Origin of the sequence: Marivirga arenosa (assembly GCF_030503895.2) — a bacterium.
GTDB lineage: Bacteria > Bacteroidota > Bacteroidia > Cytophagales > Cyclobacteriaceae > Marivirga > Marivirga arenosa.
This window is the reverse complement of record NZ_CP129970.2, coordinates 1,545,384-1,568,568: the sequence shown is the minus strand read 5'-3', so window position 1 is coordinate 1,568,568 and position 23,185 is coordinate 1,545,384. Positions and strand designations below refer to the sequence as shown.

Genomic DNA, 23,185 nt, shown 5'->3' with positions numbered 1-23,185 from the left:
TCATAATAAAGGCTTTAGATTTTTCCACACTGTTTCAGCCACAATTTTATGACCCTCTGGCGTTGGGTGAATTCCATCTGGTAGATTTAGTTCTGCCTCTCCTCCCACATCTTTCAACAAAAATGGAATGAGATTAACGTTTTTATCTTCAGCAATTTTTGGAAATATCTTTTGAAATTCTTCCGCATAGGCTTGTCCCATATTAGGAGGTACCATCATTCCTGCCAATAGAATTTTTACTTCTGGATGTATTGATCTTACCTTATCAATAATAGCTCTTAAGTTTTTGTCGGTTTCTTCAGGTTTAATTCCTCTTAATCCATCATTGCCTCCTAATTCTAAAACAAAAATATCAACTGGCTGTCTTTTTACTACCCACTCCACTCTTGATAAACCACTTGCTGTAGTTTCACCACTTACTCCAGCATTAATCACATTGTATTCGTAGCTTAAAGAGTCCAGTCTTTTTTGCGTTAATCCAGCAAATGCTTCTTCTGACTCTACACCATAACCAGCTGTTAAACTATTTCCAAAAAATATAATGTTGTTTTGCTTTTCTACCTTTTCAGGCTCTTTCTGACTTACTTCATTTTCAACTTTTTCTTTCTTTTTTTCATTATTTGAACCACAAGAGGCTACAGCCAAAAGGAATGAGAACAATAATACATTAATATAAAACCTCATATTTATCATTGAATTAGAGATAAGCATTTTCATTAAAAAGCTTAAATTACGGAAAATGTTATAAAATGATTGATTTTAACAAAAGCTTAATTCTTATTATCCTTCTTTTTAGTGCTTGCAAAAAGGGAGCTGATCTGCCTATATCTGATTCAGCGGAATTAATTAAAATTTCGAATCAACTTGATTTTACGGAAGGTCCTACATCTGATGCTAAAGGCAATGTCTATTTTACTGACCAGCCGAATAATAAAATCTATAAATATAATACCGAAGGTAAGCTCTCTGTTTTTACTAATCAATCTGGAAGATCAAACGGATTATACATAGATTCTAATCAGAATTTATGGGCTTGTGCCGATGGTAAAAATCAATTGTCGAAATTTACGCTTGATGGTAGCAAAGAAGTGGTTTTAAATGATTCTGGAAAAGTCGCTTATAATGGCCCCAATGATGTTTGGGTTCACGAAAACGCAAATTTATATTTCACTGATCCTATTTATCAAAGACCTTACTGGGAAAATGCACACGATACAGTAGGTTATCAATCCTTTTATCTTTTTAAAAATAAGAAAGTCGTTTTACTTGATTCAAGTTTAGTTCAAGCCAACGGAATCGTAGGCAGTTCAAAAAACAATTTATTATTCGTTGCAGATATTGGCGCTGGAAAAACCTATCGATACGAAATGAATGCAGATGGTAGTGTTAAAAACAAATTGTTATTTGCAAATCAAGGCTCTGATGGAATGACTCTTGATTCAAAAGGTAATCTTTATTTAACGGGCAAAGGTGTTGATATTTATAATAGAAAAGGTGAGCATATTCAACATTTGGATATAAACGAAGACTGGACTGCTAACGTCTGCTTTGGAGGAAAGAATAATGATGAGTTATTTATTACTGCTTCAAAATCACTTTACAAAATTCAAACTAATGTGGAAGGAGTAAAATAAGTAATTGTATTAGTAAACCTAACTTTAACTTCCTTTTAAGCTGTTTCATTAAGCCTGTAAGCTTTCTTCCAAAAACGGGGTATTCTTACCGTCCATCTTGTTTAAGTTTGATTAATATAATTTTGACATGAATTCCTTTTCAAATATGTTAAAATTATGTGTTTAAGTGATTTAAAAGAAAAAATCAACAGGCATAATGCACAAATACATATCAGTATTCCTGATTATTAATATTTTATCAGTTGTAATTATTTCCGCAAAAGATAAAGAAAAAAGGTCTCCACGTGAAATGGAGACTGAATTTGTTGAAAATATTACACCCGAAATTGATGGTTTACTTGATGATGAATTTTGGCAAGATATCGAAACTGAAAAAGTTAATTTTATCACATTCATTCCAGAAAATGGTTCTGTTTCTTCAGAAAAGACTTTTATAAAAACCGCCTACACTGATTTCGGAATCTACATAGCCGCAAAAATGATTGATAAAAGCGGTGAGCCTGTTCAGCAAGAATTAGGCATAAGAGATGACGATAATAGAAATACTGATCAATTTGGTGTGATATTGGACACTTACCAAAATGGACAAAATGCTTTTTACCTAAAAGTTAGTGCCGCTGGCGTTCAAACCGATATATTTATAAATCGAGGAAGAAATGATTATAACTGGGATGCCGTTTGGAATAGTGCTGCAATCATAACTGAAGAAGGTTGGCAAGTTGAAATTGAAATTCCATATTCTGCTATTCGTTTTCCTAAAGACCCTGAACAAAATTGGAACATTAATTTTATGCGTAAAATCCAGAGTAAAAACGAAACTTCATTTTGGAATTATGTTGATAATTCTGTTGATGGATTAGTGAATCAATCTGGAACTTTAACTGGATTAAAAGGTATCAAACCTCCCCTTAGATTACAAGTTTCACCATATATTACTGCCTATTACAATAGAAATGCTGAAGGAGGAAATTTTGATTTCACCGGTGGTATGGATTTAAAGTATGGGTTTACAGAAAGCTTTACTTTGGACATGACCTTGATTCCTGATTTTGGTCAAACCGTTTCAGATAATGTAATCTATAATTTAGGGCCCTTTGAAGTTCAATACGCGGAAAACCGAGCATTTTTTACGGAAGGTACAGAATTATTTAATAAAGGTGGATTATTCTATTCAAGAAGAGTTGGCCAAAGTTTTGGAGATTTGGAATTAGAAGAGCAAGATTCTATAGTCACCTACCCTTCAGAAGCTCCTTTGTTAAATGCCTCCAAAATTACTGGCAGAACGAAAAATGGTTTAGGAATTGGATTCTTTAATGCGGTTACCAATAGAACATTTGCAGAAGTTTATGATAAGGAAACTAAAGAGAAAAGAATAGAGCAAGTTGATGATCTTACCAACTTCAATATTATGGTAGTTGATCAAAGTTTGAGAAATAATAGTAATATCAGTTTGATCAATACCAATGTAAAAAGATTTGATGGCGGAAATGATGCCAATGTTATCGGAACTGATTTTAGATTGAGAGATAAAACGAATACCTACCAAATTGATGGTTTCGGGGCTTATAATAATATCATGAAACCTCAAGAAATCAATGAAGAGGGATATAAATATAATCTAGGTTTTTCAAAAATAAGTGGTAAATACCAGTTCAACCTTGGAAGAAATGTCGAAAGCGATACCTATAATCCAAATGATTTAGGTTTTTTAAGAAGCCCAAATGAAATCAGTCATTTTGCCTCTTTCGGATATAATCAATTTCAGCCTACGGAATTGTTCAATCAATATAGAATTTGGGCTGGTGGGGATTATAGCCAGTTATTCGAACCTAAACTATATCAAAATTTCTCAACCTGGACTGACTTCTGGGCCCAAACTAAAAACTTTGAGACCTTCTCTTTCAACCTAAGGTACAGGCCTTCTAAAACATATGATTATTTTGAACCTCGAGTAGAAGGAGCAAGGTATTTTAGAACCTGGAATTACAGCACTAATTTCAGATATTCTTCTGATAGCAGAAAAGCTTTAATGAGTAATATCTCTGTAGGAATCTGGAATGCTCCTGATAGAGAGCAGTTCGATTATTGGATAAATATTTCTCCTCGTTATAGAGTTAATAATCAATTTTCCATTAATTATGATTTCAGAATAAATAAACAGCTTAGTTCAATCGGTTTTGCTGAACATTTTACTAATGAAGCTGGTGATGTTGAACAAATTGTTTTTGGAGAAAGAGACATTGATGTTTTATCGAATGTTCTTGGTGTCAATTATACCATAAATAATAAAATGGGTTTTAATTTCCGCTTAAGACACTATTGGAATAAAGTTGATTATTTTAACTATTTCAATTTAACGAATGATGGGGATATTGAACCAATTGCCTATGATGGGAAAGATTTAGCTTCGGATAATTACGAAATACACGATACTAATTTTAATGCCTTTAATATTGATGCTGTCTATTCTTGGCAAATCGCTCCTGGTAGTTTTGTTAATGTGGTTTGGAAAGATGCTGTTCAAGAGGTAAATAATATGGTAGATATGAATTTCTCAGAAAACTTTAACAATGTAATTTCAACTGATCACCAGCAAAATCTAAGTATTAGGATTATTTATTTTCTAGACTACACGCAAATTAAAAGGGATTTAGCTTTAAATAAGAGTTAATAAACAGAGGCTTTATAAAATTTCCAGCCTTTTTCATTTTACCCTTTCAATTGAGCTTTTGTAAACTAAATTTGGATTAGCATTTTTATCAGGATTAACAATTTATTCTTGAGTACTTTCTTCTGTGGAATATTTTAATGAATTGCCAATTTAGGAACGCTATTTCTTTAGATAATAATTGTAAATTTTGTTCCCCTTCCTATCTTACTCTCTACCTCAATTTTACCCCCTAGTGCATCTATTTGTGTTTTTACCAAATATAATCCAAGCCCTTTACCTTCAACATGAAAATGAAATCGTTTATATAATCCAAAAACTTTATCAATATTATTTTCAAGATCAATACCTAACCCATTGTCTTCAATTTCTATCTTAAGTTTATTTTGAAAATCATTAACCTTAATATATATCTGTGGATTAAGATTCTTTTGACGGTATTTTATAGCATTAGAAATTAAATTATAGATTATGCTTTCTATGTATAATGGTAAAGATTTTAATTTATTTTTATTTTGATAACTTTCATTTATAACTGCTGAGGTATTATCAATCTCATTTTTCAAAATGTTTTTGACTTTCGAGATTGTTTCCCTTATATCAACCTCTTCTAAAATTTTAGTTATGGGTTTCTGTATCAATAATATCATACTCACATCATTGATCAATTCATGCAGATCTTCAGATGATTGCTTCATTAATTCAATGATATTTTCTCTTTCTGATCCTGATGTATTATCAATCAAATTTGACAACCCTAAAAGCCGTGCAGTTGATGATCTTAAATTATGTGATACGATATAGCCAAACTGTTGAAGTTTATTAATTTGATTAATGAGTTCTAAATTGGTTTCTTTTAAATTTTTATTCTGTTTGGCTACCTCTTCTGTAAGTTCTTCGTTTTTTAATTCCAGTAACTTTTGTTGTTTTTCAATTGTTATTTTAGCCTTATTGAGAATATCATTCTGTAGTGTTAACTCTTCATTTTTCTCTTCAATCAACCTTTGAGAATCTTTCATTTCCTCATTTTGTGAGAGAATCACGTCATTTTGTGAAGATATTTCTTCATTCTGAGCTCTAATCTCTTCATTCTGAGCTAAAATTTCGTCAGTTCTTTTCCTAACTAAACGTTCTAGTTTTTCCTTCTGCTCTTTTAAAATATTGGATTTTTCGGACTCAACAACTCTTAATTTTTCGGACAATCCTAAAGACTGGACTGCATATCTTGCTGCATATAACAGGGTTGGTAAAGCTATTATAAATAGTATTATTTGTAACCAAAATGAAGTATTAACAGCTCTTTGGAAATTATAGGTCGCTTTTTTCTGAATATTAAGTTCATACTCCTTCAATTTATTGGAAAAAGAATTTGCGATTAACCAAACAGGATAGCCTTGATCCTGCAAAATTATATTCTTAGCCTTTTCTTTGTTTCCATTTTCTAGTGCTTGATCTATTTCAGAAACGAGTTTGAAATAATAATTTACAGTATCTTTAACCATGGAGTATTCTTCTAGAGCATAAAATTGATTGTCTAATTCTTGATCTAGAAAATTAAATGTTTTTTCAATTCTCCTTTTTGCTGAATCCGCAGGACTTTTGTACATAAACTTATTTCCTGAAATGTAATAGCCTCTAATTCCTACATCAATTAAGTGTAGAATTTCAACTATCTCTTCAGCATTAATGATAATCTCCTGAGATGTATTTAAAATATCTTGATTCTTCTGAATAGTCTTCCCATTTTGTCTGATAAGCAAAATGTTAATAATCATTAACATTGAAATGATGCCAACAATTACATAAATCCTATTTCCCGTCTTTGAGTTCAAATGTGTTTTTACAGCTGATATGAATTTAATAATAAAAACTTTTATTATGAAATATTTAATATAAAGCTAATTCAAAATATCCGAATGCCAGAAGCATAATTCTCCTTTTGAATTGACAAAAGGAAGAGTTATTTATTCCTCAGCTTGATGAAATTGGAAAGAGGAGACTTTTTTTAAAAAAAATTTATTTAATATTTCAATAAATAAGAACTGATATGGGCTTCTTAAAACTTACTATTTTCACCACTTAAAGGAACAATTTCTAAAAGCCTCAATTTTTTTACAAAATGAAAAGGAACAATTGAATTAAAGTTGTAATAATTAATAATAAGGCAATGGTTAATTTAATATCATTATTTTTTAGAAAGCGGAAAAAAACTATTATCAACAATAAATTTACTGGTATTAATAATCCAAAAATTTGAAATAGGCCATATTCTGGTATTAAATAATTATCATCGGATATTTTTAATTTTATTGGTTCTTGGAAAATACTAGTTCTCTTTAATTCCAGTGTTTTGCCTATATTTATTACTGAGATTTCGTTGGTTCCAATTCGAAATTTATTGCCGTTATCTAAAAGCAATGCATAATCATAAACCTTTTTTGTGCTGCTGTAATTTCTACTTCTAAAATAATCAGTTTTAATTTTAATGACCCTAACCTTTTGATTTTGATAGGGACGAAGGAAATCAATCGCTAATGTTATATTGAATAATAAAAAGATTATTAAAATAGGCTTTATCTTTTTGAATAACCATTTAAACATTTGCTCTTTTTGAGCTTTTTCTTCAGCCTGTTTCTTTCGCTTTTTTTCAAAATACGCCCTTTTCCTATATTCATGTTTGCTATGAGATCCTGAATTTGGTCTAGAATTCTTTAGACTCTGTATCGGTGGATAAGGATTTTGATTTAAAAATTCATAGGCTTGTGAAATTGATTTGAATTTTTCACCATTATCCAATTTATAAATATCAGGATGATATTTTTTAGCAAGCCTTCTATAAGCAAGTTTGATTTCATCCGTTGTTGCATTTTGTTGCAACTCAAGAATTTCTATAGCTTGATTATAAGTTAAATGATTTTTGCTCATTTATTTTTTGATATAAAAAAAGCCTAATCCAAGAGCAAAAGCTATTCCTGTAAACAATGAAATATTTCCAAGCAGATAACCTATCAACATTCCGATTAAGGTAATGATTACAATTTTAATGAATGGAATTATTGATCCCATCTTCATTTTACAAATAACCTATAAACGGGATATTTTTTATGCGCTTTTTCGTAATGATCAGATCTTTTGAAAATCCAGTCAAGCTGGGCATAATTGTTAGCTGCAAATGCTGAATCATTTTCTTGTAAATCATAAAACTCTTTTTGTTGAGATTCAGACATATTAGCTAGGATCTCCTTAGCCATGGGTTCAAACACGTAAGCAGAAAAATTCTCCTTTTGTTGAAGAATAGTATCGAAGAAATTCCAGTTAAAAAATGAGTCTTGAGATTCCGGTTCTAGCGTTTCAAGTATATATCTTCTAGAAAATTGAGCTGTGTTAATTAAGTAATCTCCTTTTCTAAAATTTATTTCGTTTTCTGATTTTTTAACTTTTGTAGAATAGTGTAAATAATGTCCTTCGTAAGGGTTATTTCTCGTTTCAAAATCTTCAATATGATAAACCTCAACATTAAAGGAAGTATCCTTTTTAATTTTTTCTAATTCTACATCATTAGCTTGTAATCTCTCAATTACTCGATACCAAGCTTGAGGTATTACATAATAATCTGGAACTTTAACCATTTTATCCACTTTATACACATTATAAAACGGAACTTCCTTTTCCAGCTTTTCTTCTTTGTTATAAGTCAATAATGGATTCTTAGTTAATTCACTTATAGGTTTATCGGTCTCATATCCCATTAATGTTAACATTTCAAACTCATCCTTATCAATGGCCCAGCTTATTGGCAAACTATCCGCTTCTAATAAATCTTCTCGATCTTGCCTTTTTAAGGCCTGAATCTTTTCTCCTTCTTTTGCGCTTAATTCTGAAGCAATGGTTAAAAAATCATACACATTTTCAACTCTGGTTTTATAATCTTTCCACATATGATCTTCAGTCATAAAACCGAAAGTCTGAAATAAGGTAGCATATCCTGTGGAATATCTTGGAGCATCCCAAAATTGATTCCATCCATTTTCTGGTGACCAGCCGTGAACATTCACATATTTGATTGGATTTCTATTTCGTTTCTCCATTTCTGAAAAAATCATAGGTTCAAATTCCATTTGTAAATAATTCCCTAATTCACCACCTAATTTGTTATGTTGAGTGGTTAAGACTGTTACCACATGTTGATGGTCCGATCCATTGGTTACGTGAGTGTCAATAAATACATCAGGATCCAGACTGTGAAATATATTCGCAAAGGCAAATGCATTTTTCGAATCCATCTTGATGAAATCTCTGTTCAAATCGTAATTTTGAGCGTTTCCCCTAAAGCCATATTCTTTCGGTCCATTTTGATTAGTTCTTGTGGTACTATTACGGTTTAATGCTCCACCTACATTATAGATTGGAATAACCGCTACAATTACGCTATCTAAATATGAAAACTGGCTGATGTTCTGGGCCCAATTTCGCAACATCATCATGGAAGCGTCAATTCCATCTGATTCACCAGGATGAATGCCATTGTTGATAAACAGAATTGGTTTTTCAGATTTCTCCAGATCTGAAAATTTGAATTTTTTGTCATTATTAAAAATAACCAAATGAAGAGGTTCCCCACTATCGGTTGAACCCATTTCCTGAATATGGATTTGAGGATATTTCTTGGCTAATTTTTTATAGAAATTAATTGCCTCCTGGTAGGTAGCGGTTTTGCTACCACCTGATTTTTCATATGTTGTAATTAATTCTTGTGCGCTAAGATTTGAATAAATAAAAAGTGATAATGCAATCAAGATAATTCGTGACATATAGTAAATTTTAGGTTTAATGATAAAATTACTAAATCCAGTTTAGAAGAATGAATTGCGGCAATAAAAATTCTATCTTCTATTCTGTTTCTTCTTTCTATTTGCAAAAAACTCTTGCTTCCTTCTTTGCTTTTCTTTTTCAAACTCTTTTTTCTGCGCTGTAGTCATAGGCTTATCAGTTTGTGGAAAAGGGTTTTTATTAACCACAGGAATTTTTTGTTTGATGAGCTTTTCAATTTCTTTGACGTATTCATTTTCTTCCGGCTCACAAAATGAAATAGCTAGTCCTGACTCTCCTGCCCTGCCCGACCTGCCTATTCTATGAACATAGGTTTCTGCTACATTGGGAATATCGTAGTTGATTACGTATTGCAGTTTATCAATATCAATTCCCCTAGCGGCAATATCTGTTGCTACTAATACTCGAATTTTCTTTTCCTTGAATTGGATAAGGGCTTTTTGTCTTTGATTCTGTGCCTTATCTCCGTGAATTGCAGCGGCTGTAATATTCTTCTTTTTTAAATCCCTTACTATTCTATCTGCTCCATGCTTAGTTCTATCAAAAAGTAAAACTTGATCTAAAGAAGAATCTTTTAAAATATGGTATAGTAAATCTTTTTTGGTGGATTTATTGGTGTAGTATAACTGCTGTTGAATTGTTTCAGCAGTTGATGAAACAGGACTTACTGAAATTCTAGTGGGGCTATTCAGGATTTGATTAGATAACTCAACTATTGTTTTTGGCATAGTAGCTGAGAAAAATAAAGATTGTCTTTTATGTGGTAATACTTTGATGATCTTTTTAATATCATGAATAAAACCCATATCCAACATTCTATCTGCTTCATCCAAAACGAAATATTGAATATGCTTCAAATCAATATAGCCTTGATTCATTAAATCAAGAAGTCTACCGGGGGTTGCAATTAAAACATCAACTCCTTTTTTGATTTGATCAACTTGACTTTTTTGATTTACACCTCCAAAAATCACAGCATTCTTACTAGTCAAAAATTGTCCATAATCATCAAAGCTTTCTTTAATCTGAATAGCTAGTTCTCTTGTAGGGGTGAGAACAAGTGTTTTTATACTTGAAGGTCTTGAATCGCCTTTTTCTAATAATTGCAAAATTGGAATTGCAAAAGCAGCAGTTTTTCCCGTACCGGTTTGTGCAGTCGCCATTATATCATTTCCTTCAAGTAGTATAGGAATTGCTTTTTTCTGGATGGCGGTGGGTTCCGAATAATTCTGTTTTTCTAAAGCCTTTAAAATAGGCTCAATAATATTAAGTTCTGTAAATTTCATATGTTGGGAAATTTTGTTCCCATCAAATGAATTAAATATAGGAACTGTTAGATATGTCAATTAAAAAATCAAAGGTAGACATTAAGACTGGATAAAAGACTCTTTATTAATTTAATTAACAAAATCACCTCTTAAATTTCGAAATCGTTTTCTAGCTTCTGCTACAAAAATGCTCCCTGGATAATCGCGCAATAGAATTTGATACAATTCTTTCGCTTTTTCATTATTTTGAAGTAATTCTTCATGAATTACTGCCATTTCAAAAAGCGCATCATCTGTTAAAATATCATAGGGCATTTCATTGACTATGGTATATAACAAATCAATGGCTTCATCATAAAGGCCAATATCTTTATTTCTTTTTGCCTTAAGCCAAAGCAACTCATCCAAAATTGGATGTTCTTGATATTCAATAATCAGACTATCCAAAGTTTGTTGGGCTCGTTGATATTTATTTTGATACAGCATCAAATCTACATCAGCATAGGCGCGAAGCGCCTTTTGCGTAGAATCTAGAATAGTATTGTTTTTTATTAAGATGCTTAAGTCCATAGCATCGTTTGCTATCTCTCTTCTAGTAGCATTTTTCAAAATATCTAGATGTTCTTGGGCTAATTTGAACTCTCCTTTGTAAAATGAAAGTTTAGCATTTTTCAATTTTGCATTTTCACCCAAATCTTCATTTTTATGACTTTTTTCTACCTGGTAATACAGCAATACAGATTCCCATGGCTGTTCTGTAATTACAAATATATCTCCTAGGTTTAGTTTTGAAGTTGCAATGATATCTTGATCAGCATTTGGATAATTAATTATGTTTTGAAGAATATTAATAGCGGTGTCAAATTCTTCTAGATAAAATGCATGCAGCAATGCCTTTTGTCTATAAGCTTCTAAAGTATAATGTGAAAGTCCGATATTCTTAATGAGATTATCATAAGAATAAACTAATTCTCGAATTGCGGTGGTATCAATAGGAAATTGATTTTTTATTTTTATTTCCTGAGCTTTAATAACCATCTGTTTTGCTTTTATATAATTTCTCGAATCTGGATAGTTATCCACTACATAAGAAAAAATCATTTCAGCAACTTCATACTCTCCATTTTCAAAAGCAAGAGTTCCAATTTCTAAACTATTTTCACCCTGAAGTTGGTTTCGCTTATCAATTGCCCGAGCCTGAATAAAAGCAGCATAAAAATTTTCCAATTGTAAATTGGCCCAGATTAATAGATCTGCATACATATCCTTTTCATTTGAATTTTGCAGCTTATCCATAATCTTTTCCACAAAAGCTTGTAGCTCCTCATCTTCTGTCAATGAGAGCTGCAGCATATTCTTCACATAGCGTATATTATTAGGTCTTTCTAGCGCATACTTTAGGTATTCGTTTACCATTTTATCTTTTTGACTCGTATAGCGGTAGAGTGTCGCTAATTGAATGGCAAATGCATTAGGATCCCTCATTATTGATCTGGCTGCTAAATACAGTCTTTCTGCATATTCTCTATGTTGTTTGTTAATAAAAAATTGAGCAGCTGATCTAAGGTTGGCTAAATTTTCAAGAACATTGGTTTCAATTTTATCATAATATTTTTCTGCTTTTGCGCTGTCATTAACGGTAATATAGTAATCCACAAAATCGACTTGATAACTGATGTTATTTGGATAAATCTTATTAATAGATTTCAGATAATCTTCAGCTTCTTTATTGTATTGTTTTGCGTATAAAAGTTCTAGATAATTTTTGTGGATAAAAGCAATGTTTTGCGGAGACTCCGCCAGCTGTCTATAAATAGATATTGCCTTTTCGTATTCTCCGTCTTTATAATAAGCATCTGCCAATCTTATTTCTTGGTTTGATTGGGCAAAGCTTATAGTTGTTGCAATTAAGAAATATGTAAAAATGATATATCTCATTTCAATTTTTTAGAATACACTTTTAGTTTTCTCCACACTCATAATATTATATTATTTAAATATATATAAACTATTATCTATTGTTAGTCCTGTTGATATGTGGATAATTTATTCATTTATTTCTTTCTTCTGTCCTCTGTATATTAAATGTAGATAATTAATATGCTTATCCACTTTTAATTTTCTGAAAATCTGTGAATTAACATATTTTAGATTTTTTGTTTATAAGTTTTGAATAACTTCTGTGTATATAGATTTTGTGGATGAAGGTGTAGATAGATCTAACTTTTTTACACTTATACTATTCACTTATTCACTTTCTATCTCTAATTGCTTATCAGTGTTTATAAATGTTTATAAGTCCTCTTCTTTTACACTATTATCCACTTCGTTTTCCACACTCAAATCAAAGTTTTTGTCTATAACTTCCCAATTGGCTTTGACCGTAATTAATTCGTTTAAAAAGATGTATTTTTCACTCTCTTTTAATGTGAATGGATTACCAGCATCCCACTTTTGATTATTATTTTCATCCTTTAATAACCTAAGTTTATAATCACCAGGTTCTACATATTGAAATGTATATTCTTCCTGATTGCTAATGCTGTCTAACACATTGAATTCTTCATCAAGTAATTCAACAACAAAAGGAACTTCAGCTCCGATTACTTTGCCCTTTATAATTCCATATTCTTCAGCTTCTTTGAATTCTATTTTTGTAGAAGAGCTTTTACTGCTATCCTTTTCTATTCCAATAAAAGCAGCCTGTCCTATATATAGATTTAAATTACTTTTCTTTGAGTTGGATGTATTATTTGAGTTATATAATTGCTTGTTTTCACTTAGGTTTTTTGATAATGTATCTGTTTCATTGCTTACACTATCATTTTCATTTGTGGTAGTATCAGTATTGAGCGTTGATAAATAAGCTGTAATACTATCGATAGTAGCTTCAACTTGGGATTTATCAAGTTTTGTTAAAATGCTTATATTTTTTTTGTTTGCAGATATCTTTACGTTTTTATTATCAATTCTGTATACTGGAATACTATCATATCTGATTTGAATTGAATCATAATTAATGTCAAATATTGGTTTAGTGGTTGAAAGCTCGAATTCTTGAATACCAGATGTTATTTTACCTTCGGGTTTTGTAAGTATTTTAATTGAATCATTTGTTACTCTACTTTCTCTGAATTTAACGTATACACTATCAGTTCTATTATTATATGTAGAATCAATAACATGACTTATTAATAAAACAGAATCTGTCTCATATTCTAACTGTGGAAAATTCTCTCTGTAGACTTTTATGTATTTTGATTTTTCTACATCATTTGCATATATATATTGACTAGAATCAATAGGATTGATTAGAGAGTAATCTTTTATTCCTTTATTATATTGAATAATAAAATCTTTACCAACTGGGCTATATTTTTTTAGTTTAAGTGTGTCCTCATTTCTCTTGTAGGTGCTCAGCTTAATATTGCCTATGCTATCATATAGGGAAATTATTTCATTATGAAATCCAAATGCTTCAGATTGCGAATTATTTATTAAATCATTATTACTATCTCTGAAAGTATAAAGTCGATAATCACCTGCTTTTAAATTTCTAAAACGATAATTACCATTTTCATCAGTAGTTGTAAAATATACTGGCTTACCTTGTCTTAAATCTGCTGAATCATAATTTGCATCATACAGACCTACTAAAAAATCTTTCTGAGCTTGGTGAGTAAATACATTTTCTACTTGACCCTTAAATTCTAAAGAATCTAAGAATGGACCAGTGCTAAATGCTATAACTGGGTTCTCCCATAAATTTCCTTCAGTTATATCCTTTAATGCCTCTCTGAAATTAAAAGTGTAAGTGGTTGAATCTTTTAAAGGTTTTTTTAATTGAATTATTAATTCTTGTTTTTTCAAATTGGCTTCATAATCAATTTCTTCTCTGGGTGTGATTATTAATTCATTTTGTATTTGTTCTAATTTCATCCATTCATTAAAAAATAATCTAATCTCAGTTCCCTTAAAGTTAATGGATTGATCAGCTGGATTTGATTCGTATAAGATTGGTGCTTTCTCATCTTTTTCTCCGCCTGTAGGACTTTGAACTGTAGCACATGCATATATGATTAGAATATTAAAAAGTAGGGAGATATATCTTTTAATCATTTTTTGATTATATATATAAGACTTGAATAATTATTTTGATTTTTATTAGCGTAACTATTTGATTTATAACCTGTTAAGATAGATTTTATGAATTTATTCTTTTGAAATTTATATTTACTACTTAATAAACTTATATAATATGCATCTAATTTCATTGGATAGACCTTCTTTACTTTTAAACCATGTTTGAGCATTAATGTGTTCATGGTATCCTGGCTAAAATGGTAGAGATGTCTTGGTACATCATATGCAGCCCAATGCTCTTCATAAAATGATTGCTCATAACTATCAATATTAGGAACTGCTATTACTAATTTGCCTTTTTCTTTTAATATTGATTTTAATTGTTTGATGATATCATTAAGATCATGTATGTGTTCCAATACATGCCATAACGTAATAACATCAAATTTCTTATTTTTTAAATTGAGCTGTTCAATATTTTCTTTAACCTTTGCTTTTTCTGTTGCAATAGATCGGGCTTTTTCATTGGGTTCAATACCATATACTTTCCAGCCATTACTTTTCATATTTTCAAGAAAGTATCCGGTTCCGCATCCATAATCTAAAAGTCTACCTTTTTTATGATTAGCAACAGAATTAATTAATTTCCTTTTTGAAGATAATGCATACTTTCTTGCAATCTTATATATAAAGTTAATAGGGGAATTAGCCTTGTCTGAGTGTGATATATATTCTTCAGAATTATAATACTTTCCTATATTCTCCTCATCAGGTCTTGGGTTTGTGAATTGAAAATGACAATTATCACACATCATTATATTGAATGATTCCTGACTAACTGAATGATCTTTAACTACTTTATGATTTTTTAAATTTGATCCACCACAAACAGGGCAATCTGTTAAATTTTCGTAATTCATTATCTACCTAAATAAACCATTAAAATTGAAATATCAGCTGGAGTTACTCCACTGATTCTTGATGCCTGTCCTAATGTTTGAGGTCTTACCTTTCTTAACTTTTCTTTTGCCTCAGATGATAATGCAGGGATAGCATTGAAGTCTAAAGAATCTTTAATCTTTAAATCTTCAAGATTTCTCATTTTTTCAATTAGCTGATTCTCTTTTTCTATATAACTTTCATATTTAATGTTTATCTCAGATGCTTCTACCACTTCTTTAGTATAACTACTGATCATATCATTTAAATCTTGCTCAATAAACTGTAATTGCTTAAATGAAATCTCAGGACGTTTTAAGATACTATAGACATTTGTTTTCTCCTTAATAGGAGAAGACTTAATTTCAGTAAGTTTATCATTAACAGTATTAGGCTTTACTTTATGAGTTTTCAATCCTTTAATAAACGCATCAATTCTTGACTGTTTTTCTTCAACCTGTTTTAATCGTTCATCTGAAGCTAATCCAATCTTATGACCTAAAGGAGTTAATCTAACGTCTGCATTATCTTGCCTTAATAAGATTCTGTGTTCTGCTCTGGAGGTAAACATTCTATAAGGCTCTTCCGTCCCTTTATTGATTAAGTCATCTATAAGAACACCAATATATGCTTCTGATCTATTAAGAATGAATTCTTCTTTCTCATTAATTTTCAAATGAGCATTTATACCTGCCATTAAGCCTTGGCAAGCTGCTTCTTCATAACCAGTGGTACCGTTTATTTGACCTGCAAAATACAGATTACCTACTAGTTTAGTTTCTAGTGTTGTCTTTAATTGCGTTGGAGGAAAGAAGTCATATTCAATGGCATAGCCAGGTCTGAACATTTTTACATTCTTGAATCCTTCAATTTCTCTGATGGCCTTATACTGAATATCTTCTGGTAATGAAGTTGAAAACCCGTTCACATAAACTTCAACGGTATCCCATCCTTCAGGCTCAACAAATATTTGATGTCTATTTCTTTCTGCAAATCTATTAATCTTATCTTCTATAGATGGACAATATCTAGGACCTAAACCTTGTATTCTGCCATTAAACATCGGTGATCTTTCAAAGCCATCCTCTAATATTTCGTGAACTATAGGATTTGTATAGGTAATATGACAGCTTCTTTGATTCTCTAAAGGTTTTGTTTCATTTGAAAAGGAGAATTTTTCAGGTACTTCATCTCCTTTTTGTTCCTCTATTTTAGTGTAGTCTATTGTTCTTCCGTCAACTCTAGGTGGAGTACCTGTTTTCATTCTTCCTGATTCAAAGCCAAGACTTTCTAATTGTTCTGTTATACCCTTAGAAGCTCTTTCCGCTGAACGCCCACCACCAAATTGTTTTTCACCAATATGTATTAGGCCATTAAGGAAAGTACCATTCGTAAGAACAACCGCTTTCGCCTTTATTTTTAGGCCCATACTGGTTTCAATACCTACTACCCTATTATCTTCTACTATAATTCCAGAAACCATTTCTTGCCAGAAATCGAGATTGGGTATTCTTTCCAATTGTAATCTCCACTCTTCAGCAAAACGCATCCTATCATTTTGTGTACGAGGACTCCACATTGCAGGACCTTTGGACTTATTAAGCATTCGAAATTGAATCATAGATTTATCCGCTATGATACCAGAATAACCACCCAATGCGTCAATTTCTCTAACGATTTGCCCTTTTGCTACTCCACCTACCGCTGGGTTACAAGACATTTGAGCAATAGTATTCATATTCATGGTAGCTAATAATACTTTTGAGCCCATATTAGCTGCAGCCGCTGCTGCTTCACAACCTGCATGACCACCACCTACTACTATCAAGTCGTAATTTTGAAACATACTATATTTCCATTTAGGTGTTCCACGTGGAACACATGATTTACTAATTATAATTTTTGATAACTGTTCCACGTGGAACAGTAGATTTCTTATTTTAGTTTTGATCTATACTCAAAAAGTGTTCCACGTGGAACACTCAATATTCACAATAATTCTAAAGCTTTATTCTCTGCTTCTCTCATTTTTGATTTCTCATCTTCTGTTTTGTCTTTGAAACCTATAAGATGAAGTACGCCATGAGCCATTACTCTTGAGAGTTCTTGCTTAAAACCAATCTTTAAATTATTTGCGTTATCTTTTATTCTATCTATGCTAATGAAGATATCAGATTCAATTAAGTTGTTTTGTTCTTCAGAATCATTTAAATCAAATGTGATGATATCAGTATAAGTGTCATGATCTAAATAATCCAAGTTGATTTTGTGTAAATATTCATCTGAACAAAAGATGTAGTTAATTTCAGCTATTTCATACTTATATTGGTCTGCAAGCTGATTTAACCACTTTTTATGCTTTTTAAGTTTCCTTAAGTCAAATTGACAATCCTCTTTAAAAAAGTAAATATTATCCATTAACTGATGTAGAAGCTTAATTTTACAGTCTTACCTTCTTGTTCAAAACTTAATTCATCGCTTAATGCTTTCATAAGAAAGATACCTCTGCCGCCTGGTTTATCAATATTTTCAGGAGCTGTAGGGTCAGGCAATGAATTATAATCAAAACCTTGTCCTTCATCAGAAATATTAAAGGTGATGGTATTCTCTTCCATATTTAAGGATAGATACACATTCTTATCTTTATTTCCATCATTCCCATGAATTATAGCATTATTAACTGATTCTGTTACAGCAATCATAATATTGCCGTAAATGTCATCGTCTAAACTGAATCTCTCTTTAGCATTGTCGATAAAGCTTTCAACAATTCTGATGTTTTCACTAAGAGATGGAATACTTATACTGATCTCACTCATTGTTTTTGATTTTCTTTTAATTTTAATCGATTATAATATTTATTGATTTCGTTTTTATAATAAGGTGTAAAGTTTGGAGGAACGTTTCTCAACTGTTCAATCTCCTTTTTCTTTTCTTCTATATATTCTTCAAAAACATTAGGTATTCGGTTTTTCTCGTAATCTGTGGCAGTTTCTCCTTTTCTTTCTTCATCTTCTTCTTGCTCTTGATTTGCCTTTTCTGATTCTAATAACCTGGTAACAATTTTTTGTTGTCTTTCAATTAGTCTTTCGTTTAGTCTTTTATTTACTAACTCCTCTTCTATCTTTTCCATTTCTTCAACAATATCACCTGCATTTCCACCATTTTCCTTTCCACCTTCTTCACCATTATTACCAAGCTGCTTTTGTAACTCTTCCATCATTTTACGAATTTTAGCTTGTTCAGCTGCTAATTCACCTAATTTCTCAGAAAACTGTCTGCCTTCTCTTTGTCCTTGACTTAGCTCTTTTGTTTTCTGATTAAGTGATTTTTGCATGTCTGAAAGACTTGGCGATTGTTGATTTCCTTTAGATTGTTGACCCATTCCCATAGAGGCTTGCATTTGCATCTGCATTTGTTCCAGAACGTCATCTAACATAAGTGCTAAATTATTCATAGCAGTCATAGCAAACTGTTGTTCAGCAATTGCTTTGCCATTTTCTCTTTCTCTTAATGCTGATACGCTTGCTTCCATGGATTCGTTCATCTGATCCAATTCTTTATTAATAAAGTTTTTTATCTGGAAAACCCGTTCAGCAAGTGAATTCAAGCTATCTTCCACAATTTGTGCATCATCTTGCATGGCCAATTGCTTTTCAGATAATGAAATAAATCTTGGGTCGCTAGGGTTAACTTCCCTGAAGGATTTCATTAATTCCTCTTGTCTGAAAGAAAGTTTAAGAAGATTATCTACTATATCTCTAAGATCATCAATATTTTCTTGAAGCATCTCCATTTCCATGTTCATTTGCATAGAAGATAACATTTCAGACATCTCCTTCATTTCTTCGGCCGATTTCTTTTGATCTTCACTAGCCCCACTTTTATTGTTTTCTTGTAGTTTCTGTAAACTATTCTGCTGATTTAATTCAATTTCACTTTCTTTCTCCTTTGTATCTTGTAAAGAGTTAGGCTGTTTTAATGAGTGGTTGCGTTTTTCAATCTCTCTCAGCTCTTCTTGGATTTTATCAAATTCTTGATTTAGCTCTTTTTGATCTTTAACAGCTTCTTGCTTTTCTTCTTCTGAATTAAATTCATCTGAATTATCATTTGATTCAGTATCTCTTTGCTTATCGTTTTCTTCAGAGAGTGTATTTTGTTTTTCCTCTAAATCCTTAAGCTTTTCGCCTACTTGCTTCATGTCATATTGGATTTCCATTCTTTTGAATAGTTCCATAAGACGCTCCATCTCTTTCAACTTATTTTGCTCCTTTCTCTTAAGGTCTTCAACCGATTCTCTAAATTCATCTGATTGATTTTGCTCCTCTAATAAAGACTTAATTTTTTCCATTAACTCTTCATTTTCATTTTGAAGCATTTCTTCCATTAAACTTTCAAGCTGTTCTGATTTCTCTTTTAACTCTGGGCTTTGTTTATTGAATCGATCACGTTTGGCCTGATTGCTTTCAAATTCGTTCTTAATCTTTTTTAACTCTTCTCTTCTTTTCTCATTTTCATTAATAATATCTTCTAAGAGCTTTTTATCTTCCCAATTTAGTTTTCGTTTCGTCTTAAGAATATTTTCTAATTCTTCCAGTTTTTGATTAGTACCTTCATAGGCCTTAACACTTTTATCTATTTGATTTTCAGTGTTTTGACTCGTTTTTTTAATGCTTTCCTCAATGTATTCATCATCAGGCAATTGAAAGATGAAGCTCGAACTTTTTGAATATTTCGCACCATTTACTCCGTCATTATCTGCTACTTCTACATAATATTCAATCTGTGTGTTCTCTTCTATTAAGGAATCCAATTGCCATAAGCTGAAATATTTCTGATTAAGAATCTTTCTATCAAATTGAAGAGGAACCTTTCCTTTTTCTACAGTTTGTCCATCCTTTACTTTATTGTATACAATATTCAATTTTGAGAATCCGTAATCATCACTGATCTCTCCCGCAATTGCTACTTGCCTAAAATAGGTACTATCATTAATAGGGGTTAAATTTATTTCAGGATACTTATCTTTTATTACTTCTATTGAATAGTTAATAGATTGATTGTAGTTACTTTCTTTATTAAATAAATTCAATTTATAATCTGAAGAATTTACCAGAGATTTTGATAAATTATAACTGTTTTGAGTCGCTTTATTAAAACTGTATGATTCGTTTTTAAAATCAATAGAGATTTGATCACTCGCTTTACTTTGAATCAACCAATTAACTACTGTTCCTTCTGGAATAATGATATTCCCTGAGTTAATGATCATATCATTATCAAGGCCAGTATAATTAGGATAATCTAATTTGATATTCATTTCCTGTATACTTGGTTTCTCATATATTTTCAATTGATAATTGTTAGAATAGAAACCAGCTGCTTCGAGCCTAAAGTCTACATTAGATTGAATGTTTTTAAAAGTGAATTTAAATTGATTGTCGGTGGTTCTTTCAAACTTTTGTTTTACTCCTTCCTTATTTATAAATAATTCTGCTGGGATTTCATTGCCTTCAAGTTTTGCGGTTAAAGTAAAATCTTCACCTTTAAAACCATTCAGTTCATCATTCAGAATTTGAAATTGAAAAGGAGCCTTAGGAATAAAATCTTCATTAAATTTAATAACTCGATAACTACCTTCAGTTATCATGTTGGGAGAGAACATGAAAACCAATATAGTAATAACGGAAGGAATTAAGAGATAAGGCAGATAGCTCTTATTAGATTTTCTAATGTTAATACTTTCCTTAAAATTGAAGAGTGAAATATTTTTGTATTTCTGACTTATACTAGCTGATATCAATGAGTTTTCTCTACTTGATAATTCATTTAACTGAATGATATTCAGTAGCTTATCTTTAATTTCAGGAAAATACTGTCCAATTTGTTTTGCGGCCTCATCATTACTTAAGTGCTTTCCATTTCCTAATAAATGGTAAAGAGGAATAATTAGAAAATTAATGGAAACGGCTATTAAACTTATTAAGGCTAGTGCAAATAAAACAGTTCTAGTAGGACTATTGAGTTGAAATGAATATTCTAACCCACTTACAAGCAGTATTATAAATAAGATAAAGCCTATATTTAAAATTAAGCCTTTAACAATTTTATTTAAGTAATACTTTTTCTTGTAAGCCGTTAGCTTATTTAAAATTTCCGCTATGTTACTTTTCGAATTCACTTCAGTAATAACGAGAAATTTAATACAATGATTTCCAATATTTTATATGTTTTAGGATACATCCAACTCAACTTTTATAGGACAATGGTCTGAGTGTTTAACATCTTGTAAAATATCGGCTGATTTTAGTTTATCAATTAAATTCTCAGAAAGCATGTGGTAATCAATTCTCCAGCCTTTATTTCGTTCACGGGCTGCAGCTCTATAGCTCCACCAGCTATACTGATCGGGTTCTTTATTTAAATGTCTGAAAGTGTCAACAAATCCATCATTTAGGAATTCTGTCATCCATTCTCTTTCTTCCGGCAAAAAGCCAGAGCTATTTTTATTTCTTACAGGATCATGAATATCTATGGGTTGATGACAAATATTATAGTCTCCACAGATCAACAGATTAGGAATTTCTTGTTTTAATTCTTGAATATAACTTCTAAAATCTGAAAGCCACTCCATTTTAAAATCTTGCCTTGGATCTCCACTTGAACCACTTGGCATATAGGTGCTCATGATAGAAAAACCATCATAATCCGCACGGATTACTCTTCCTTCCCTATCATATTGTGGTATTCCGCATCCTATTTCAACATTTTTTGGTTTCACCTTAGTAAATATTCCAACCCCACTATATCCTTTCTTTTCTGCAGAATGCCAATAGATATCATAGCCCAACTTTTCAAAAACAGTAAGATCAACTTGATCTCTATTTGCTTTAAGCTCTTGTAAACAAAAAACATCAGGCTTTTCTTCTTTAAGCCATTCGCTTAAACCTTTTTTTTCTGCAGCTCTGATACCGTTTACATTGTATGAAATTATATTCATTAAATATCTGATTTAAAATACTAAACCAATCTCATTCTCAAAATACTCAATTACATGCATTTTGAGCAATTTTTCTTGTTCTAAAAGGTCAAAATGGGGTAACTTTTTCTCTAATACCCAATGTGGCCATCCATTTTCATCTGTCCCTTCCAGTCTGTAAAAACCAGAAAGACTTAATACTTTACAAATTGCAATGTGCATTAAGTCTTGCTTATCTTCTTTACTAAAACTATGAGGCCCTTTTCCTAATTCTTGAACTCCAATTAGAAATAAAATAGCATTCATGTCTTTAGGCTTTCGCCCTACATTATCTTTTAAAGCCAATCTTAAGGCTTGCCATCTCCTTTCTAATTCAAGATCTTTTTTAATCATTCTCGTTTTCTTTCAAATATTCCCAAAATTCAACTGCTCTTCTTAAATGGGGAATTACAATTGTGCCACCTATTAAATTGGCAATAGAAAATATTTCAAAAACTTGTTCATCTGTAACGCCCAGTTCGAAGCATTTACCTAAATGATAGCGAACACAGTCATCACACCTTAAAACCATGGAAGAGGATAATCCTATCATTTCCTTAGTTTTTTTATCAACACTGCCTTCAGCGAAAGCATTTGTATCAAGATTGAATATGCGCTTGAGGATTTTATTGTTACTCCCCACAATTTTATCATTCATTTTTGCGCGATACTCGTTGAATTCCTCTACTTTATTCATAAATTAAATCACTATCAATTTTGAAATTTAAATTAACCTGCAAAGTTA

Annotated in this window: 17 protein-coding genes; 2 read left to right on the top strand and 15 right to left on the bottom strand. The window is 31.1% G+C overall.

Translation table 11 applies throughout. From position 1 onward, the window contains the following. Complete coding sequence (locus QYS48_RS06880; RefSeq protein ID WP_308358100.1) at window positions 1-684, bottom strand: arylesterase; 684 nt, start codon at window positions 682-684, stop codon at window positions 1-3. Between the two features lie 65 nt (window positions 685-749). Between QYS48_RS06880 and QYS48_RS06875 the strand changes: the two genes are divergently transcribed. Further along, entirely contained in the window at window positions 750-1,634 is an 885-nt protein-coding gene (locus QYS48_RS06875; protein WP_308358099.1) for an SMP-30/gluconolactonase/LRE family protein, read from the top strand. A 196-nt stretch (window positions 1,635-1,830) separates the two neighbouring features. After that, window positions 1,831-4,305 (top strand): DUF5916 domain-containing protein, encoded by a 2,475-nt coding sequence (locus tag QYS48_RS06870; RefSeq protein ID WP_308358098.1) that lies wholly within the window; start codon window positions 1,831-1,833, stop codon window positions 4,303-4,305. A 167-nt stretch (window positions 4,306-4,472) separates the two neighbouring features. Here QYS48_RS06870 and QYS48_RS06865 read toward each other — a convergent pair whose 3' ends face one another. From QYS48_RS06865 to QYS48_RS06800, 14 genes are all read right to left on the bottom strand, one after another. Next, window positions 4,473-6,077 carry an ATP-binding protein gene (locus QYS48_RS06865; protein WP_308358097.1) on the bottom strand — a complete coding sequence of 535 codons (1,605 nt, stop codon included), beginning with the start codon at window positions 6,075-6,077 and terminating at the stop codon, window positions 4,473-4,475. Window positions 6,078-6,414: 337 nt separating this feature from the next. Next, complete coding sequence (locus QYS48_RS06860; protein ID WP_308358096.1) at window positions 6,415-7,227, bottom strand: DnaJ domain-containing protein; 813 nt, start codon at window positions 7,225-7,227, stop codon at window positions 6,415-6,417. Window positions 7,228-7,370: 143 nt separating this feature from the next. Continuing rightward, on the bottom strand, window positions 7,371-9,113 hold the full coding sequence (locus QYS48_RS06855) for a M14 family metallopeptidase (protein WP_308358095.1): 1,743 nt from the start codon (window positions 9,111-9,113) through the stop codon (window positions 7,371-7,373). Window positions 9,114-9,185: 72 nt separating this feature from the next. Then, a complete protein-coding gene (locus tag QYS48_RS06850) occupies window positions 9,186-10,418 on the bottom strand; it encodes a DEAD/DEAH box helicase (RefSeq protein WP_308358094.1) in 1,233 nt (410 codons plus the stop codon). Window positions 10,419-10,529: 111 nt separating this feature from the next. After that, window positions 10,530-12,338 carry a tetratricopeptide repeat protein gene (locus QYS48_RS06845; RefSeq protein WP_308358093.1) on the bottom strand — a complete coding sequence of 603 codons (1,809 nt, stop codon included), beginning with the start codon at window positions 12,336-12,338 and terminating at the stop codon, window positions 10,530-10,532. 354 nt (window positions 12,339-12,692) lie between these two features. Continuing rightward, window positions 12,693-14,519, bottom strand: a complete 1,827-nt coding sequence (locus QYS48_RS06840) for an Ig-like domain-containing protein (protein ID WP_308358092.1) — start codon at window positions 14,517-14,519, stop codon at window positions 12,693-12,695. Then, window positions 14,516-15,403 (bottom strand): class I SAM-dependent methyltransferase, encoded by an 888-nt coding sequence (locus QYS48_RS06835; protein WP_308358091.1) that lies wholly within the window; start codon window positions 15,401-15,403, stop codon window positions 14,516-14,518. Before QYS48_RS06835 ends, QYS48_RS06840 begins: the two co-directional genes overlap by 4 nt. Next, entirely contained in the window at window positions 15,403-17,268 is a 1,866-nt protein-coding gene (gene mnmG, locus QYS48_RS06830; protein ID WP_308358090.1) for a tRNA uridine-5-carboxymethylaminomethyl(34) synthesis enzyme MnmG, read from the bottom strand. The genes QYS48_RS06835 and mnmG overlap by 1 nt, the downstream gene beginning before the upstream one ends. A 143-nt stretch (window positions 17,269-17,411) precedes the next feature. Beyond that, on the bottom strand, window positions 17,412-17,840 hold the full coding sequence (gene ybeY / locus QYS48_RS06825) for an rRNA maturation RNase YbeY (RefSeq protein ID WP_308358089.1): 429 nt from the start codon (window positions 17,838-17,840) through the stop codon (window positions 17,412-17,414). Further along, entirely contained in the window at window positions 17,840-18,241 is a 402-nt protein-coding gene (locus tag QYS48_RS06820) for an ATP-binding protein (RefSeq protein ID WP_308358088.1), read from the bottom strand. The genes ybeY and QYS48_RS06820 overlap by 1 nt, the downstream gene beginning before the upstream one ends. Next, window positions 18,238-21,603: a DUF4175 family protein gene (locus tag QYS48_RS06815; RefSeq protein ID WP_308358087.1), complete on the bottom strand. Its 3,366-nt coding sequence runs from the start codon at window positions 21,601-21,603 to the stop codon at window positions 18,238-18,240. Before QYS48_RS06815 ends, QYS48_RS06820 begins: the two co-directional genes overlap by 4 nt. A 51-nt stretch (window positions 21,604-21,654) precedes the next feature. Continuing rightward, the gene (locus QYS48_RS06810; protein WP_308358086.1) at window positions 21,655-22,422 is read right to left on the bottom strand and encodes an exodeoxyribonuclease III; all 768 of its coding nucleotides are present in this window, start codon (window positions 22,420-22,422) and stop codon (window positions 21,655-21,657) included. 12 nt (window positions 22,423-22,434) lie between these two features. Then, window positions 22,435-22,794 (bottom strand): hypothetical protein, encoded by a 360-nt coding sequence (locus QYS48_RS06805; protein ID WP_308358085.1) that lies wholly within the window; start codon window positions 22,792-22,794, stop codon window positions 22,435-22,437. After that, on the bottom strand, window positions 22,787-23,137 hold the full coding sequence (locus tag QYS48_RS06800) for a carboxymuconolactone decarboxylase family protein (RefSeq protein WP_308358084.1): 351 nt from the start codon (window positions 23,135-23,137) through the stop codon (window positions 22,787-22,789). Before QYS48_RS06800 ends, QYS48_RS06805 begins: the two co-directional genes overlap by 8 nt. Window positions 23,138-23,185: the final 48 nt, after the last annotated feature.

What these genes read in the sequence shown, in the direction of transcription:
- QYS48_RS06880 (WP_308358100.1), bottom strand. Translation starts at nt 684, where the DNA reads ATGAGGTTTTATATTAATGTATTATTGTTCTCATTCCTTTTGGCTGTA.
- QYS48_RS06875 (WP_308358099.1), top strand. Translation starts at nt 750, where the DNA reads ATGATTGATTTTAACAAAAGCTTAATTCTTATTATCCTTCTTTTTAGT.
- QYS48_RS06870 (WP_308358098.1), top strand. Translation starts at nt 1,831, where the DNA reads ATGCACAAATACATATCAGTATTCCTGATTATTAATATTTTATCAGTT.
- QYS48_RS06865 (WP_308358097.1), bottom strand. Translation starts at nt 6,077, where the DNA reads ATGATTATTAACATTTTGCTTATCAGACAAAATGGGAAGACTATTCAG.
- QYS48_RS06860 (WP_308358096.1), bottom strand. Translation starts at nt 7,227, where the DNA reads ATGAGCAAAAATCATTTAACTTATAATCAAGCTATAGAAATTCTTGAG.
- QYS48_RS06855 (WP_308358095.1), bottom strand. Translation starts at nt 9,113, where the DNA reads ATGTCACGAATTATCTTGATTGCATTATCACTTTTTATTTATTCAAAT.
- QYS48_RS06850 (WP_308358094.1), bottom strand. Translation starts at nt 10,418, where the DNA reads ATGAAATTTACAGAACTTAATATTATTGAGCCTATTTTAAAGGCTTTA.
- QYS48_RS06845 (WP_308358093.1), bottom strand. Translation starts at nt 12,338, where the DNA reads ATGAGATATATCATTTTTACATATTTCTTAATTGCAACAACTATAAGC.
- QYS48_RS06840 (WP_308358092.1), bottom strand. Translation starts at nt 14,519, where the DNA reads ATGATTAAAAGATATATCTCCCTACTTTTTAATATTCTAATCATATAT.
- QYS48_RS06835 (WP_308358091.1), bottom strand. Translation starts at nt 15,403, where the DNA reads ATGAATTACGAAAATTTAACAGATTGCCCTGTTTGTGGTGGATCAAAT.
- mnmG (WP_308358090.1), bottom strand. Translation starts at nt 17,268, where the DNA reads ATGTTTCAAAATTACGACTTGATAGTAGTAGGTGGTGGTCATGCAGGT.
- ybeY (WP_308358089.1), bottom strand. Translation starts at nt 17,840, where the DNA reads ATGGATAATATTTACTTTTTTAAAGAGGATTGTCAATTTGACTTAAGG.
- QYS48_RS06820 (WP_308358088.1), bottom strand. Translation starts at nt 18,241, where the DNA reads ATGAGTGAGATCAGTATAAGTATTCCATCTCTTAGTGAAAACATCAGA.
- QYS48_RS06810 (WP_308358086.1), bottom strand. Translation starts at nt 22,422, where the DNA reads ATGAATATAATTTCATACAATGTAAACGGTATCAGAGCTGCAGAAAAA.
- QYS48_RS06805 (WP_308358085.1), bottom strand. Translation starts at nt 22,794, where the DNA reads ATGATTAAAAAAGATCTTGAATTAGAAAGGAGATGGCAAGCCTTAAGA.
- QYS48_RS06800 (WP_308358084.1), bottom strand. Translation starts at nt 23,137, where the DNA reads ATGAATAAAGTAGAGGAATTCAACGAGTATCGCGCAAAAATGAATGAT.